Genomic DNA, 15,536 nt, shown 5'->3' on the forward strand with positions numbered 1-15,536 from the left:
GGGTCGAGCAAGCCGGTAATTGGCGTCAGCAGGGTACTCGGTGACTGCGACGGCGCCTGGGTTGGTGTTAGTGCTGGTGCTGGGGTTGTAGCGGGAACCGGTGCCGCCGTCGGCGAGGCCGGTGCCGGCTGAGGGTTCGAGGAAGAGGCCGGAGGTTGGGCGTTCGGCGACGTGGCAGAGGCGGGCGGACCCGCGGCGGACGAGGCAGCCGCTATTGCCGCCAGGGTGGGAGCGTCCACAGGCATGGGGAGGTTGCCCACGCCAGGCAAGCCAGTGCCTTGTGGATTCGCTGCCGTCGGGGCACCTGCGCCCGCCGCTGCTTCGGCCGGGGTGCCGGTGGTTATCCCCGGGGACGTGGCCGAGACGGTTGGGCGAGGGGTAGCGGTTCCGGCCGTCGGCCGTATTCCGGAGGTCGCTTGAGTCGCGTTCGTTGTGCCGGGAGCCTCCTGGACGGACGTTTCTTTGCCGAAGAAGGGCAGCTCTGTGGCCTGGCTGGCTGCTCCCACGCCAAGCAGCACGGCAAAGGCTCCGGCTACGACGGCCATCCTTTGACCCATGACACGAACCGAAACGGCATTCTTCAGGGCGTCATCGGGCTTGGAACTGAATACGGCTGCCGGCTGAGGGCTAAGTGCGCTCGTCGGGGCGTCGATTGCAGCGGCGGCCGATGCGCTCACCGTCGGCTTTTCAGCGGCAGCGCGCCGGGTCCTGCTCCGTCGCGTCGCTGCCGGGGTGGGACCCAGTTCGGCTATGGGCGCGGTTTCCGGAGCCGAGCTCTTGTGCACGGTTGCCGGAGCAGCTTCATTCACAGGTGCGGTGCTGGGGGCCGTGGCTACTTCGAAGGCCGGGCGCCTGTCCCTGCTTCGGCGCGTTACGGTGGGAACCGGTGCAGTTGGTTCAGGGTCCGTGGGAACCGGCACAGTTGGAATCAACGTGGTGGAAACCGGATCCGTGGGAGCCGTTCCAGGGTTCGGCTCTTCCGGGGCGGGGTTTGTTGAGCTGGGGGTTTTGACGGATGGCGCGGCTTCTGCGCGATGCCGTCCGGCGCGTAAAGGGCGCGACTGATCCAGAGAACGGGACATGATGGTTGCCTCTCAACGCCTGCGAGGTTAGCTGTCGGGTTCGGAAGAGGTCAACCGGCCGGCACGTTAGACGTGACGGCTTCACCCCACGGGCCGCTGGGTAGCGGCCCGAAGACTCTGGGTCCCCCGTCTCTGCCTTAGTGTTGGGAGTCCGGGATGTGGCAGAGCTCGGCGTCAGCCCGGACGCGGCCCGATCCAGATGGGCCACGCACAAACCGTACAGGAAACCCTCCCTTAAAGTCACGTTTAGGTAACAGGAAAGCGTCGGCGGCGAGTCACCTTGCTCAATGCAGATGGGGCCAACCTTTTTGCCCAACCTCGCAGTACACTAAATAATCGAACATAGATTCGAATAAGGGTGTGTTGTGGGCATTATCGTGGGTCCTCGTATGATAACTGCCGGCAGCTCGCTGCTCAGGGTACTCATTTCCCCTGTGGCCGTGGCTGCAGGCTACCCCTCGCCCGCGCAGGACTACTTTGACGGCAGGATCGACCTCAACGAACACCTCATCAAGGACATCACCAGCACGTACGTGGTGAGGGTCTCGGGGAATTCAATGGAGGGTGCGGGCATCAGCGACGGGGACGAATTGATCGTTGATCGCTCCCTGGAACCCAAGGACGGGTCAGTGGTCATCGCCGTGCTGGACGGTGAACTCACCATCAAACGCCTCCGCATCACACCAAGCGGCGTACTGCTCCAGGCGGAAAATGCCAACTACCCGGACATCCGCGTTGCAGCACTGTCCGACCTCATTATTTGGGGCGTGGCCACGAGGTGCCTTCATCATGTCTAAGCCGGCAATGATGCACCGGATGCAGCAGATCGCCCACGTGGACGTGAACTGTTTTTATGCCTCGGCTGAGCGTGCCTTTGACCCATCCCTGGAAGGCCGGCCACTGGTTGTGCTCTCCAATAATGACGGGTGTGCCGTTACCCGGTCCCCCGAGGCCAAGGCACTGGGCATCCCCGTAGGCGAGCCTTGGTTCAAGATCGCGCCGCGTGCCAAGGAGTGGGGCCTGGTGGCCAGGTCCAGCAACTATGAGCTGTACGGCGACATCAGCGCGCGAGTGATGGAACTCCTCAGCAGGTTCTCAGCCTGGCTGGAGGTCTACAGCATCGACGAGGCCTTCCTTGGCGTCAAGGGAGCCCCGGATGAGCTCCTTCGGCTCGGACTGGAGATGAAGGCCGCCGTGCGCCGCAACGTGGGCGTTCCAGTGTGCGTCGGAATCGCGGGCACCAAGACCCTGGCAAAACTTGCGAACAAGTGGGCCAAGAACAATCCTGGCTTCAACGGCGTTTGCCTTTGGGATTCCCTCCCCCTTGCCCAGCGGGAATCGTTGATGGCCAGGCTGTCGGTGATCGAGATCTGGGGCATCGCCTCCCGCCTGACCAAACGCCTCAATGCCATGGGAATCCAGTCCATCCTTGACCTCTCAAGGGCAGATCCCGTGATGATCCGCGACCGCTTCTCAGTGGTGGTGATGCGCACCGTCCTGGAGCTTCAGGGCACACCGTGCATTCCGATGGAGGAGGAGCGGATCGGCCGGGACCAGTTGATTTTCAGCAGGTCCTTCTCGACGCCCATCACTACCGTCCATGAGCTCCGCCAGGTCCTCAGCATTTACGGTCAGCAGGCCAGCGCCAGGCTGGCCAAGCACGGATTGCAGGCCAAGGTCCTTACGGCGTATGCCGCCACGTCCTACTACAACCCCCAGGACACTTCCTACCCGTCGGCCTGCATCAGGTTGCCGATGCCCACCGCCGATCCCGTGCTCCTTACGAGGGCAGCGCATGCTCTGTTGCCGCAAATCCAGGAGGGAATCAAGTATGCGAAAGCGGGAATCATGGTGACGGATCTGCGGCCATCGGGGAACCAATCGCCGCTGTCTCCCTTCGAGAACCCGCACGAGGAACGCGGCATCGGCCCCCTCCTGGAGGACGTGGCCCGCCGTTATGGCCGGGGTTCCATCGGGCTCGGTCACGCCGGCATCAGGGGAGGCCCGGACTGGACGATGAAACGCGACATGATGTCCCCGCGCTACACCACGCACTGGGATGAACTCCCGCTCGTCAAAGCTGCCTAAATCCAATGCCCGATGACGCCGCCAACCAGGTAACTTTGTCGCTTGCCCCGGCACGCCTAGCCTGTTGCTATGGTTCCCCCCTCCGCAGCCGCCCCACCCGAAATCGTTCTTGCCTCCGTCCGGCAACCCGGCGATTCGGAATGCTCTGACGTTCACATCGCTGACGGGGTGGTTTCACGTATTTCGCCGGCGGGGGACCGTCCGGCTGGCCCCACGGTTAGGGACTTCGACGGCTGCTACGCCATCCCCGGGCTCTGGGACGAACATGTCCACATGACCCAGTGGGCACTTGCGACCCAACGGCTGGATCTTTCCCTCGCAGAGTCGGCGAGGGACGCCGTCGAGCTCCTCCGCCCCCACCTGGCCGGTGCGGAATCCGACACCACGCTGGTCGGCGTCGGATTCCGGGACGCCGTGTGGAACGACTCCCCCACACTGGAGATGCTCGACGCCGTGACGCGGCGCCAGCCGACGGCGCTCCTCAGCCACGACCTCCATTGTGTGTGGCTGAACAGTGCGGCTGCCGAACGCTACGGGCTTTCCCTCGATGCCGATGGCCTGCTGCGGGAAGACGCAGCGTTCGCCGTCACCCGTGAGCTGGACCAGCTGCCTGACCCTTTGGTGGATGGCTGGGTGGCCGATGCCGCAAGAAATGCCGCGTCCCGCGGGATAGTAGGCATTGTCGACTTCGAAATGGCATGGAACCGGGATGCCTGGATCAGGCGCGAGGCGGCCGGATTCGACTCGATGAGGGTCGACGTCGGCGTTTATGCCGAGCATCTTGGGCGTGCCGCAGGCTTGGGGCTCCGTACCGGGCAAACCTTTCCCGGAAGCGCCCTGTTGCGCGTCGGACCGATGAAGGTTCTCATAGACGGCTCCCTCAATACCCGCACCGCGTTCTGCGTTGACCCCTACCCCCATGGCGGAAAGGGAGTCCTCACCGTGAGCGAAACCGAGTTATTGGCGCTGTTGGAGAGGGCCCGGGAGGCAGGATTTGTTCCTGCTGTCCACGCCATCGGCGACGCCGCAAACAAGGTGGCGCTCAACGCTTTCGAGCGTGCCGGCATTCCCGGGCGGATCGAACATGCCCAGTTTGTCCGGGAGCAGGATCTCCCCCGGTTTGCCGAACTGAACGTGACTGCCAGTGTGCAGCCGCTGCATGCTCTGGATGACAGGGATGCGGCAGAGGCAAACTGGGCCGGTCACACTGACCGGGCCTTCCCCTTGCGCTCGCTGCTGGAAGCGGGAGCCATACTGGCGCTGGGATCTGATGCTCCGGTCGCTCCGTTGGATCCCTGGGCGGCGATGTCGGCCGCCACCACCCGGTCAAGGCAGGACGGGCGGGAACCTTGGCACCCTGAGCAGTCCATAACACGAACAGAAGCCCTGGCGGCCTCGGCCCGGGGACGGAAACGGATCCGGGTTGGAGACCCGGCGGATATCGCAATCCTCGACGGCCATCCACTGGCTGTTCCGGATGACGTTTTCGCCGGTATGCCCGTGGCAGCAACCGTCGTAGGCGGGAGGTTCACCTATAACGGTTGAGGAATATTCAGTTCTTTGCGCGGGCCTGGACAAGATTGGCGAACGGAAGCGTGCCGTGAACAGCATGAAAGGCTGCATGGCACTCCGCCTCAGCGCGGTTCACTTGATCCGGGGGCAATTCTTTCCAGGCGACAAGCAGGGATCTGGCGTCGCCTAGCTGCCAGAGCAACCTTCCATCCCAGTGACCGGGCGGCTTCCCTTGACCAAAATCAACCAGCTCCTGAATCTGCCGACGCAGGCCACGGTTGCCCTTACTGCCGATGCCAGCCTTCCCCACATAAAGTATGTCGGCCCCGTCCACCCATTCAGCGGCCACCTCGGCCGGCTTCAGTGAAGGGTCTTTTTTCTTGAAGCGGCCAGCCGTGCTCTTTGCTAGAAACACTGGCTGGAAACCTTCCGGGATCAGCACAGCAAAGATTCCCGGACCCTGCGGAATCCTGTTTATTTCCAGATTCGAAAAGGCCCGGAATCCAGTGAACCCATCGTCGATGAGCTTCTTTCTATCCATCTGCCTGCCGTTCCTTCCACCCGTGAGGAGGCGTCCCCATCGACTGCCAACCGTACGCGCATCCCGCCGGAAGCAGGCCTGACACATTACTGCAGTCACTGCTGCGCCAGAAAGTTTCCCACCCATCAACCCCACGCCAGCGCGTAGAGTGGACCCAGACGCCTGATTCTGGACGCCGTGTGCTGAGGGAGAGATCGTGACGATTGACTGGGACGAAAAAAAGGCCCTGCTGCAGGAACCGAATATCGCGGCTGTAACGCAGCTTTGCGACGAACTCATGGCGAAGAGGCCAGGATCGGTTGTCCCGTACATCGACCCCGTCCACGACGAAGACGAGTGCCGCATCGTCAGCCTTCAGACCAGCCCCGGACGGGGAACCGAGTCAGGCTTTGTCTCCCACTTCAATGACGACGAAGCTGCCCGCCGGGCCACGTCCATCTATGAGCTGGCAGAACTGGATCCCCGGTATGTCATGCCTTGGAACGCCTACCCATGGGTCCGGGCCCCGGACATGCCTTCCGCCCTCAACGTCCAGGAAAAAACGGATGGCCTCAGGCCCTTCCGCCAGTTCCTGAAGATCAACAAGCGCGTATCAGCGATCATCGCCCACGGAGCTGATGCCAACTCCTTTCTGACGCTCTTCGAGAAGACCTATCACTCGTCCCTGAAGAACCATGGCATCAAGATCTACAAGGCCACGGCGCTGGGAGGCCGGGCGTTCGCAGTTTCCGAGACGAAGCAAGAGGAACTCCTCACCAAGAGCGTGGATATCTATAAAGACGCTATGCAGCGCGCGGGTATCCAGCACCTCTAGCGAGGCGCATCGAAGTACTCGCCGGGAGGCCGGTACCGTGGGGCCATGAACCTTCCAGGTGAGCTTGCCTCAGTTCGATCGGCCTACAATACAGTCGCCGAGAGCTATTCGAGGGTGCTTCCTGACGCCAGTTTCGAAGCCCCGCTCGATCGGGCGATGATCAACGCCTTCATCGAATACGTCAAGACGGCAGACGTGAATTCGGTCCTGGATGCGGGCTGTGGCACCGGGCGGATGACTGGGTTACTGGCAGCCCACGGCGCCCTCGTTACCGGAGTCGACCTGTCGCCAGCGATGATCGGCATCGCCCGCCGCGAACATCCGGATCTCGCATTCGACGTAGCCGATCTCTCGGATCTTCCCGCCGACGACGCTCAGTTCGGAGGGGGTTCGACGTCGTCGCGCAGATGGTGCGCACGCCCGGGGAGTTCGAGCGGACGAGACAGGCCGTGCTGCTTGCCCGAAAGGCCACTGCCCTGCCTTAAGGCCCCTCGGCTCAACATACAGGAGCATCTGCTCCCGGCATTGACAGGAAGCTGTGACCCGTGCCATATTTCTTGTGTGAACCTGTCAGACAGCCGGACAGCAGGACAGCCCGCATCCGAACGAGCCGCTACAGCGCCGAGCCGCCCCTTGGCGCGCCTCGGCGCTGCCGAAGCAGTCTTCAACGTTCTTCGCGAGGAAATCGAATCCGGCAAGCTCGACGTCGGTGCCAAACTCAGTTCTGAAGCTGCGCTCGCCCAGGAGTACGGCGTGAGCCGTTCCGTAGTCCGCGAAGCCCTCCGCTCATGCACTGCCTTGGGGCTCACCATGACGCGGACAGGCAAAGGGACATTCGTGATTGCCAACAGGGTGGCCGCGGACTTGGTTCTCGGTCAGTATTCGGCCCGGGACCTCACCGAAGCCCGCCCGCATATTGAAGTTCCTGCAGCAGGGCTTGCAGCCCAGCGCCGCACCGAGGAAGAACTCGAAAGCCTCCGCGACATTGTTGCTGCGATGGCGTCCGAGGACGATCCAGAGGTCTGGGTCACCCTGGACTCCAGCTTTCACGCGGCGATCGCACGCGCCAGCGGCAACAGGGTTTTTGAGCGCGTCGTCGCGGATATCCGTGAAGCCCTCGCCAACCAGTCCGAAACCCTCAACATGGTGGCCGACCGCAAGCTCGCCTCCGACCGGGAACACGAACACATTCTCCAAGCCATAGAAGCAGGCAGCACCACCGACGCCGAGGACGCCATGGAGGCGCATCTCCACGCCGTCGGCGTCGCTCTCAATTCCATCTTGAACAAGTAACCCCAAGACTCAAGGACTCCATGCTCTCCCCCGCCTTAGCCCAGCACGCCTCAGACCCGGCGCAGTTCCTCCTGCCGCGGCACATTCCGCTCGCGGTCCTCACGCGTGACGGCCTGATTGAAGGCGTTCACTACGGGTCTCTCATCGCAACCGCTCCCGACGCCGGAACCTTGCTGGAGGCAGGGGACCCCCTGAAGCCCTTTTACCCGCGTTCCTCCTTGAAGCCACTGCAGGCAGTTGCCCTCGTCCGCGGCGGACTCAACATCTCCCCGGAACTGCTGGCCCTGACGGCGGCGAGCCACTCCGGTGCTGCCATCCACCGGGACGGCGCCCTGAGGATCCTCGAACTCCACGGACTCACTCCCGACGCTCTCGAAAACACCACAGACCTCCCGTATGGAACCCCTGAGCGGGAGGAATGGCTTCGAAACGGCGGGGAGCCGAGCCAGCTGGCCCAGAACTGCTCCGGAAAACACGCTGCCATGGCCGCCACCTGCGTCATCAATGGCTGGCCGGTTCGCGGCTACCTTGATCCGGAGCACCCTCTCCAGCAGCTTGTGGCCAATACCATCGGGGACCTCACTGGCGAGGCACCGGCAGGGATCAGCACCGACGGCTGCGGGACTCCCCTTTACGCCCTGACCCTGCTCGGAATGGCCCGCGCCTTCGGCCGGCTGGCTGCGGCGGCAAGCGCCGTTGAACCTGAAGCGCGTTCGGACGCCGAAACAACGGAAGGAAGCCCGGAAGCTGCCGTCGCCCGTGCAATGGCCCGCCATCCGGAGATGGTGGCCGGTGAGGGCCGCGACGTCACCGAACTCATGCGGCTGGTCCCGGGGCTGGTGGCAAAGGACGGCTTTGAAGGCGTGCAGCTGGTGGGCCTCCCGGATGGCCGTGGAGTTGCCGTGAAAATCTCCGACGGCGGTGACCGCGCGCGTATGCCCGTCACCGTTCGCGTCCTGGACGCGCTCGACGTCGACACCTCACAGCTCACAGGCATCGCCACCGCGCCCGTTCTGGGAGGCGGCCATCAGGTCGGCCTTCTGCAGGCTGCAGACTTTCTCTTCCTGGACGCGGCAACACCGCCAACACCCAAAACCTCCGATTGACCGTGGAACCGTCAATCGGTCTGGTCGCCGAGCTGAACCCGTACCCGGGCTCCGCAAAGGCGGCCACAGCAATAGCTCAGGAAGCCCTCGCTACCAGCAAGGGGTAGTGGGACTGATCCTTGGACACGGGCTGCTCACCGAAGCGCAGCTCGACCAAGTGCCCAGCCCGCAACCTGGCACACGACAGTAAATCGCAGATAGTCCCCTTCCCAACCGCCCCCTGACCTCGCAACCTCCGTCAGGGAACCCGGCGGTTGTGGGCCCACCGAAAAAAGGACTCCACCATGACACAGCCCCAAGTGGCCGCCGAGCAACAAGCGGCCATCACGGACCACACCGTCCCGGCCCAGGCGCACGCCAGCGAAAGCCTGCTCCATGCCGAGGATAAGGGGTACCACAAGAGCCTGAAGCCGCGGCAGATCCAGATGATCGCGATCGGCGGCGCCATCGGCACCGGCCTGTTCCTCGGCGCGGGCGGCCGGCTCAACGCCGCAGGCCCGTCCCTTGTTATCGCGTACGCCGTCTGTGGCTTCTTCGCCTTCTTGATCCTCCGGGCCTTGGGCGAACTCATCCTGCACAGGCCTTCCTCGGGCTCCTTCGTCTCCTACGCCCGGGAATTCTTCGGCGAAAAAGCGGCGTTCGTCGCCGGCTGGTTCTACTGGATCAACTGGGCCACCACCACCATCGTGGACATCACCGCCGCTGCCCTCTACATGAACTTCTTCGGCCACTACGTGCCCTGGATGGCCGACGTCCCGCAGTGGGCCTGGGCCCTGATCGCCCTCGTTGTTGTACTGGGCCTGAACCTAGTTTCCGTGAAGGTCTTCGGCGAAATGGAATTCTGGTTCGCCATCATCAAGGTCGCCGCCCTGGTCGCGTTCCTTGTCATCGGCAGCTACTTCGTCATCTTCGGCACCCCGGTTGACGGCCAGCAAGTAGGCTTTAGCCTTATCGCCGACAACGGTGGAATCTTCCCGAACGGCATCCTGCCCATGATCATCCTGATGCAGGGTGTGCTGTTCGCCTACGCCTCGATCGAGCTCGTCGGTACTGCGGCAGGCGAGACCGAGAACCCCGAGAAGATCATGCCCAAGGCCATCAACTCCGTGGTCTTCCGCATCGCTGTCTTCTACGTCGGTTCCGTCATCCTGCTGGCTCTGCTGCTGCCGTTCACCGCCTACGAAAAGGGCGTGAGCCCCTTCGTGACTTTCTTTGGCTCCATTGGCATCCAGGGCGTGGACGTCATCATGAACCTCGTGGTCCTCACCGCAGCGCTGTCCTCACTGAACGCCGGGCTCTACTCGACCGGCCGGATCCTGCGCTCCATGTCCGTCGCCGGCTCCGCCCCGAAGTTCGCCCAGCGCATGAACAAGGCCGGCGTCCCGTACGGCGGCATCGCCATCACTGCCGGTGTTTCGCTCCTGGGCGTTCCGCTGAACTACCTCGTCCCTTCCGATGCCTTCGAAATCGTCCTGAACGTTGCCTCCGTCGGCATCATCGTTACCTGGGCCACCATCGTGCTGTGCCAGATGCAGCTCAAGCGCTGGGCAGACAAGGGCTGGCTCAAACGCCCGTCCTTCCGGATGTTCGGAGCGCCCTACACCGGTTACGTCTCCCTCCTGTTCCTCGTCGGGGTCCTGGTCATGGTCTTCATCGACTCACCACTGACCCTCCTGGTCACGCTCATCGCCTGCGCCCTGATGGTGGTTGGCTGGTATGCGTGCCGGAAGCAGATCCATGAGATCGCTGAAGCCCGCGACGGCTATACCGGCATGTCCCCGGTGGTAGCAAACCTCCCGGCTCCCGGCCAAGCTGACCGTATCTAGGCCCTTCCGGTTAAGTCCGACGGCGGCACTCCAGGTTCTGTTCCACGGAACCTGGAGTTCCGCCGTCGTCGTTTTGCGAGCCATAGTATTGGCGGGTGACTGTGCCGCCTGAACTCCTGACCACAATTGCGGATTATCGTTCCCGCGGTTACCGCTGTTCGACGCCTGCGGCAGAGCCGGAGAGCCAGGAATACGGTGCCTACACGTTTTCCCTCAATGATCAGTCCGTGGTTTTCCGCATCGCCAAGACCACCCCAACAAAGATCGGCCAGTTCGTGACGCTTTGGCAGCGATCAGCGGGGCCGGGTCAACCCATCCGGCCGTTTGATGTAAAGGACGGGGTGGACCTGTTTGTTGTCAGCGTTGGGGATTCGGTAAATTCCGGACAGTTCGTCTTCCCGCAGGAAGCCCTGGCCGAGCGCGGTGTGATTTCGCAAGGCGGGCTCGGCGGCAAGCGGGCCTTTCGTATATACCCGCCCTGGACGGCGCCAACCAGCCGGCAAGCACAGGCTACGCGGCGTTGGCAGCTGGAGTTCTTTGATTCACAGGCTACTGCAACCGGGGAACCACCGTCAGGGAATGAATCTCAGGGAGAGCAGCCTTGAGATCCCGCTCCAGCTTTGCCGCATGGAGGCTGAATTCCTGGAGACTGACTGGTGCGGCTGCGGGAACAGTGACTTCGGCGTTCAAGTGATGGCCTGACCATCGCAGCCGGGCAGTTCCTGAAGGAGCGTGCTCCTGCATAACCGTCATCAACCTGTCAGTCAGCGAAGGGTCCACTCCGTCCATCAGCCGACGACCGACGTCGCGGACGGTGCCCCACAACAGCACCACGATGGCCGCGGAAATCAGCAGCCCCACGATAGGGTCCGCTAGGGGGAAACCCAGCCAGATGCCGATCGCTCCCGCCACTACGGCGAGCGACGTAAACCCGTCTGTGCGGGCATGCACACCGTCCGCCACCAGGGCCGCGGAACCGATCCGGCGGCCGACGCGGATCCTGTACAACGCCACCAACTCGTTGCCTGCAAAGCCCACCAGCCCGGCAGCCAGGACCCAGCCCAGGTTTTGAACCGGCTGCGGCTCGAAGAAGCGGCGGATGGATTCGACGGCCGCAACGACGGCGGAAAGGGCGATCATGGCAACAATGAAGAGTCCGGCAAGGTCCTCAGCCCGACCGAAGCCGTAGGTATACGTCTTGGTTGGTTTGCGGCGGCCAAGCAGGAAAGCGATCCACAAGGGCACAGCGGTCAACGCGTCGGAAAAATTGTGGACTGTATCCGCAAGGAGCGCAACCGATCCGCTGACGAGCACAATGATCAGCTGGAAAAGTGAGGTCGCGCCGAGGCCCAGCAGGGAGATCTTAACGGCACGGATGCCCTGCGCGCTCGATTCCAAGGCGTCGTCAATGGAATCGGCGGCATCGTGCGAGTGAGGGATGAACACTTCCCGCAGCCAGCCCTTTAAGCCGTGGCCGTGCAAATGGCTGTGCTCGTGGTCATGGCCATGCTCGTGTTCGTGCCCGTCGAGGGCTTGGTCCGAGCCGCTCATGCGCCGTGGTGGGGGGCTGTGCCAAGCGAATGCTGCGCCTGATGAACAGCGTCCACCACCAGTTGCCGTGCATGGCCGTTCTGCATCCGGTAGTAGACTTTGGTTCCCTCTTGACGCGTCGTGACCATGCCCACCAGACGCATCTTCGCCAAGTGCTGGGAGACGGCGGCGGCCGGCTTACCCACTTTTTCGGCAAGGGCGTTCACAGGCATCTCGCCTTCCCTGAGGGCAAGGATAAGCCGCACCCTCGTGGCGTCTGCCAGCATCGAAAATACTTCCACCGCCAACTCAACATAAGGACTGTCGACGTCGAAAGTGCAAGACTGCTTATCTGCATTCATATGCAGATACTGTCACAGAACGCCATTGCAGCCAAAGGAAACAGGCCTTCCGGCCGCAAACATCCGATGAATCCCGCTAAGATGTTCCCATGGCAGTGACAGACGAGGCGATCGACAAAATCAAGGAAATGCTTCTGCGGGGTGAGCTCAAAGCCGGCGACCGGCTGCCCCCGGAGAAAGAGCTCAGCGATCGTCTGGGCTTGTCACGCAGCTCGTTGCGCGAAGCAGTCAAGGCCCTGGAGCTGATCCGGGTTCTGGATGTACGGCGCGGCGACGGCACCTACGTCACCAGCCTGGACGCGAAGCTGCTGAACGAGGCCGTCGCCTTCGTTGTGGAACTCCATCAGGACAAATCAATCCTTGAACTCTTCGAGGTCCGACGTATCCTTGAGCCGGCCACGGCGTTCATCGCGGCAAGCAAAATCAGCAGTGCCGAACTGCTGGAACTCCGCGCCACTATGGACGGGATCGACGAGCACACTGACGTTGAGGAACTGGTGGCCCACGACCTCGAGTTTCACCGCATCATCAGCAGGGCAGCGGGCAATGCGTATTTGGAAAGCCTTCTGGACGCCTTGTCGGGAAGCACGGTGCGGGCGCGTATTTGGCGCGGACTGACCCAGGACCGCGCGGTCGCCCACACCCTCGCGGAGCACAAAGCAATCGCCGATGCTTTGGCGCGCGGTGACGCCGAGCTGGTACGGGCCCTGGTCACCGTCCACATCAGCGGTGTCGAGAGCTGGCTGAGGCAGGCCCTGTAGCGAAGGTTTCCCGGACGACAACTTCTCGTGAACTTTGAATCGACCTGTCTACGTCGTCCCCGGTCAGGCACCCCTATTTACCCTGCCCGGAACCGCACACCGATCCTGTAAATGTCAGCAAATCCCTGCAAATTTGCGTATTTACTCCGCTGAATTTACCACCGAAACCCATGCCATAGCCCGACATTGCTGGCAGCTGCCCCGCATGTGAATTCCCTTCGTAGCGCACTTGTGATGCAACAATGCGGTACGCCAGCAGTGGATCACTGAGGACTTCCCAGAGCGGCAGACAAAATAGCCACCTGATATTTACCTGGCCAATACTGACAAATTAGTAAGTGAACTTGGCTTATTTTGCCCCGGAGCACTGCTAATAAGCCAACTGATAATTTGGATTCTGGCACCTCTATAAACAATTATTGACCGCCCCTGTTGACATAAGAGAATTGCCGCATAGTATTTAGCATCGGGGGAGCAATCACGCGCTGGGTAGGCGCTGTCGGCTGCGACTCAAGCTTTTTTTGGGGTCAAGGTCTGACCCTGTGTCCATTTATCAGGGGGTATCGCCGTTGAGACAGCAAGGTAAGAATCCGGGCTCATTGAGCCGTTGGATGTCACAACGAAGCGGGGGCAAGCCGGTCACAGCCATTGTTGCTGTTACAGGGCTCCTCGCTTTTTCTTTTGCCGGGACGGCAAGCGTCGTCCAGGCAGCAACTGTTCCCGGCAGTCCCGGCACTCCACAGGCGTCCACCGTCATCTACAGCGAGGACTTCCAGAACGTCCCCGGCCCGGCTCCGATCCAACGCCTCAACCAGTACGTGGGCGTGTCGGGTCAGACCTACACTGCTGCCCCGTCCTGGCTTACCGACTGTAACGGCTGGATCGCTTCATCAACACAGGACACCGCAGCTGCAGCGCAGATCGCCGACTGCAACGGTTCCCAGGGTTCCTGGAACAGCGCTCAACAGCTGAGCCAAGCATTGGGCATTTTCGCCGGAGCTTCGGATTCCGCGTCCAACTTTGCGGTCTCTGCTTATACCGCCGGAAACCCAGGGGCCGGCCAGGTGGAGTTCCAAACAGCCACGAACATCCCCTTTACCGAAAACGGCCGGTTTGTGGCTTTCAGGGCTGATGTTGCAGCCGTGAACTGTGGCGTATCGGCTCCCTTGCTTCAGTTTCAGCTGATTGACGGCAACGGCACGGCGATCCCTGCAGGATCTCCCGTTAATGCCTGCGTCGGCACCAGCACCGTGGCTGCGCCTGCAGTTGGGGTCGCGGGCGCCAATTCCGTCAACGTTGGCACCACCACCTCGAACGGATCAGTGCTGGTCAGCGGTACGTCCATGGGTATCCGCATGATCAACAACAACGGTTCGGGAACCGGAAATGACCATGCTTTCGACAACATCCAGGTGTTGGATGTCACTCCGCAGTTGGATAAGTCCTTCAGCCCCGCGTCCGTACCCGTCGGTGCCGCCTCGACGCTGACGCTCACTCTGACCAACACAGATGAACTCGCCGCCAAGAACGGCTGGTCCTTCACCGATGCCCTTCCGGCAGGGTTGACCATCGCCGATGGCACTGCAGCCACCACCTGCCCCGCAGGCGTTGTGACAGCTCCTGCCGGCGCGACGTCGGTGGCCGTGACCGGTAACCTTGATGCCGGTATGGCTTCCTGCACGGTCACCGTCAACGTGACCGCCGCCGCGCCGGGATCCTTCACCAACGGCCCCTCAAACGTCACCGGCGTGGGAATCAACCCTCCCGGAGAATCCACGGTCGAATTCGTTGAGCAGCCCTGGGCCTGCGACGCGTCCGGCTACCTGTTCCAGAGCCCGGCCGGCCTTGCCGGTCCTCACCTGGTCCAGCAGGTCGACCTCGTCTCGGGCGCTTACTCCACTGCCTTCAACCTGCCCCGTGGAGTGAACGCTGTCGGCTACAACACCCTGGATGACTACTTCTACGGGATTGACAGCGAGAACGGCCACCTTGTCAGGATCGGCGCCAACGGTTCCTTCACCGACCTCGGCGTTCCCACCGGGACAGGCGGCGCAGGTTTCAACGTCGGAGACTTCGACGCGGACGGCCACTACTGGGTGACCATCAGTGCCAGCCCTTCTGAATATTTCGAAATCGACATGGTTCCGGGGTCTCCGACCTACGGCACTGTGCTTAGCTCCGGAACCAAGGGACTGCCCGGCGGCCTGTTCCCAGGTGCTGACTGGGGATTCGCCAACGGCGCTTTCTACGGCGTCGGAACAGACGCCAACGGGAATAACATCCTGGCCAAGTTCGATCCCGCAACCGGGAACCAGGCCAACGATGGTGTGCTGACTGATCCCTCAGGAGCGCCGGTGACCGGACTTCTTGTGGGCGCCGTCTACGTCGACGCCACCGGATACCTGTACGCCTCCGACAACCCCACCGGCAACATCTACCGGATCAACACCACCACCGGTGCGACGATCCTGTTGTCTGCGGGTCCGGCCTCCGGCGGCAATGATGGTGCGCGCTGTGCTCTGGCGCCGATTCCGACCCTCACGGTGTCCAAGACCGTCGAGGGCCGTCAGGCTCCTGCGGACCAGTTCACCGTTGGCCTGGAAAACGCCGGCGGCACTGTC

The 15,536-nt window shown here is 62.4% G+C and carries 13 protein-coding genes, 3 pseudogenes and 1 riboswitch; of the genes and pseudogenes, 12 read left to right on the forward strand and 4 right to left on the reverse strand.

All coding sequences use genetic code 11. The features are described from left to right. A partial coding sequence (locus RIN13_RS18505) for a hypothetical protein (protein WP_309108785.1) occupies positions 1-1,082 on the reverse strand: 1,082 nt, incomplete at its 3' end. Between the two features lie 2 nt (positions 1,083-1,084). Further along, positions 1,085-1,266: riboswitch (cyclic di-AMP (ydaO/yuaA leader) on the reverse strand. A gap of 181 nt (positions 1,267-1,447) precedes the next feature. Between RIN13_RS18505 and RIN13_RS18510 the strand changes: the two genes are divergently transcribed. The 3 genes from RIN13_RS18510 to RIN13_RS18520 all read left to right on the forward strand — a co-directional run bounded on the left by RIN13_RS18510 (position 1,448) and on the right by RIN13_RS18520 (position 4,715). Further along, positions 1,448-1,879 (forward strand): translesion error-prone DNA polymerase V autoproteolytic subunit, encoded by a 432-nt coding sequence (locus RIN13_RS18510; RefSeq protein ID WP_309108786.1) that lies wholly within the window; start codon positions 1,448-1,450, stop codon positions 1,877-1,879. Then, the gene (locus RIN13_RS18515; protein WP_309108787.1) at positions 1,872-3,170 is read left to right on the forward strand and encodes a Y-family DNA polymerase; all 1,299 of its coding nucleotides are present in this window, start codon (positions 1,872-1,874) and stop codon (positions 3,168-3,170) included. The genes RIN13_RS18510 and RIN13_RS18515 overlap by 8 nt, the downstream gene beginning before the upstream one ends. 69 nt (positions 3,171-3,239) lie before the next feature. Then, complete coding sequence (locus RIN13_RS18520; RefSeq protein ID WP_309108788.1) at positions 3,240-4,715, forward strand: amidohydrolase; 1,476 nt, start codon at positions 3,240-3,242, stop codon at positions 4,713-4,715. Between the two features lie 7 nt (positions 4,716-4,722). Here the strand turns inward: RIN13_RS18520 and RIN13_RS18525 are convergent, their stop codons facing one another. After that, positions 4,723-5,223, reverse strand: a complete 501-nt coding sequence (locus RIN13_RS18525; protein ID WP_309108789.1) for a hypothetical protein — start codon at positions 5,221-5,223, stop codon at positions 4,723-4,725. Positions 5,224-5,419: 196 nt separating this feature from the next. On the opposite strand from RIN13_RS18525, the gene RIN13_RS18530 reads away from it, so the two are divergent. The 7 genes and pseudogenes from RIN13_RS18530 (at position 5,420) to RIN13_RS18560 (ending at position 10,867) form a co-directional block, all read left to right on the forward strand. Beyond that, entirely contained in the window at positions 5,420-6,037 is a 618-nt protein-coding gene (locus tag RIN13_RS18530; protein WP_309108790.1) for a uracil-DNA glycosylase, read from the forward strand. Between the two features lie 156 nt (positions 6,038-6,193). After that, positions 6,194-6,406, forward strand: a pseudogene (locus RIN13_RS18535) (class I SAM-dependent methyltransferase); the annotation flags it as partial. A 192-nt stretch (positions 6,407-6,598) separates the two neighbouring features. Then, a complete protein-coding gene (locus tag RIN13_RS18540) occupies positions 6,599-7,330 on the forward strand; it encodes a FadR/GntR family transcriptional regulator (protein WP_309108797.1) in 732 nt (243 codons plus the stop codon). Between the two features lie 20 nt (positions 7,331-7,350). Further along, the gene (locus tag RIN13_RS18545; RefSeq protein WP_309108791.1) at positions 7,351-8,436 is read left to right on the forward strand and encodes an asparaginase; all 1,086 of its coding nucleotides are present in this window, start codon (positions 7,351-7,353) and stop codon (positions 8,434-8,436) included. Further along, positions 8,400-8,626: pseudogene (gene aspA / locus RIN13_RS18550) on the forward strand (aspartate ammonia-lyase); the annotation flags it as partial. The gene RIN13_RS18545 and the pseudogene aspA, both read left to right, overlap by 37 nt. A 94-nt stretch (positions 8,627-8,720) precedes the next feature. Continuing rightward, entirely contained in the window at positions 8,721-10,262 is a 1,542-nt protein-coding gene (locus RIN13_RS18555; protein ID WP_309108792.1) for an amino acid permease, read from the forward strand. Between the two features lie 95 nt (positions 10,263-10,357). Beyond that, positions 10,358-10,867: a MepB family protein gene (locus tag RIN13_RS18560; protein WP_309108793.1), complete on the forward strand. Its 510-nt coding sequence runs from the start codon at positions 10,358-10,360 to the stop codon at positions 10,865-10,867. Here RIN13_RS18560 and RIN13_RS18565 read toward each other — a convergent pair. Together RIN13_RS18565 and RIN13_RS18570 are read right to left on the reverse strand one after the other, a co-directional pair. Continuing rightward, on the reverse strand, positions 10,812-11,813 hold the full coding sequence (locus RIN13_RS18565) for a cation diffusion facilitator family transporter (protein ID WP_309108794.1): 1,002 nt from the start codon (positions 11,811-11,813) through the stop codon (positions 10,812-10,814). The genes RIN13_RS18560 and RIN13_RS18565 overlap by 56 nt on opposite strands. After that, complete coding sequence (locus RIN13_RS18570; protein ID WP_309108795.1) at positions 11,810-12,154, reverse strand: metalloregulator ArsR/SmtB family transcription factor; 345 nt, start codon at positions 12,152-12,154, stop codon at positions 11,810-11,812. Before RIN13_RS18570 ends, RIN13_RS18565 begins: the two co-directional genes overlap by 4 nt. Positions 12,155-12,243: 89 nt before the next feature. Here RIN13_RS18570 and RIN13_RS18575 point away from each other — a divergent pair, with 89 nt between their 5' ends. Both RIN13_RS18575 and RIN13_RS18580 read left to right on the forward strand, forming a co-directional pair. Continuing rightward, the gene (locus RIN13_RS18575; protein ID WP_309108796.1) at positions 12,244-12,915 is read left to right on the forward strand and encodes a FadR/GntR family transcriptional regulator; all 672 of its coding nucleotides are present in this window, start codon (positions 12,244-12,246) and stop codon (positions 12,913-12,915) included. A gap of 611 nt (positions 12,916-13,526) precedes the next feature. Then, positions 13,527-15,536, forward strand: a pseudogene (locus RIN13_RS18580) (hypothetical protein); the annotation flags it as partial.

Origin of the sequence: Arthrobacter sp., from assembly GCF_031179985.1 — a bacterium.
GTDB lineage: Bacteria > Actinomycetota > Actinomycetes > Actinomycetales > Micrococcaceae > Arthrobacter.

Bases quoted from the DNA above. Each gene is read 5' to 3' on its own strand.
- RIN13_RS18570 (WP_309108795.1), bottom strand. From the start codon at position 12,154: ATGAATGCAGATAAGCAGTCTTGCACTTTCGACGTCGACAGTCCTTAT.
- RIN13_RS18520 (WP_309108788.1), top strand. From the start codon at position 3,240: ATGGTTCCCCCCTCCGCAGCCGCCCCACCCGAAATCGTTCTTGCCTCC.
- RIN13_RS18555 (WP_309108792.1), top strand. From the start codon at position 8,721: ATGACACAGCCCCAAGTGGCCGCCGAGCAACAAGCGGCCATCACGGAC.
- RIN13_RS18525 (WP_309108789.1), bottom strand. From the start codon at position 5,223: ATGGATAGAAAGAAGCTCATCGACGATGGGTTCACTGGATTCCGGGCC.
- RIN13_RS18515 (WP_309108787.1), top strand. From the start codon at position 1,872: ATGTCTAAGCCGGCAATGATGCACCGGATGCAGCAGATCGCCCACGTG.
- RIN13_RS18575 (WP_309108796.1), top strand. From the start codon at position 12,244: ATGGCAGTGACAGACGAGGCGATCGACAAAATCAAGGAAATGCTTCTG.
- RIN13_RS18565 (WP_309108794.1), bottom strand. From the start codon at position 11,813: ATGAGCGGCTCGGACCAAGCCCTCGACGGGCACGAACACGAGCATGGC.
- RIN13_RS18545 (WP_309108791.1), top strand. From the start codon at position 7,351: ATGCTCTCCCCCGCCTTAGCCCAGCACGCCTCAGACCCGGCGCAGTTC.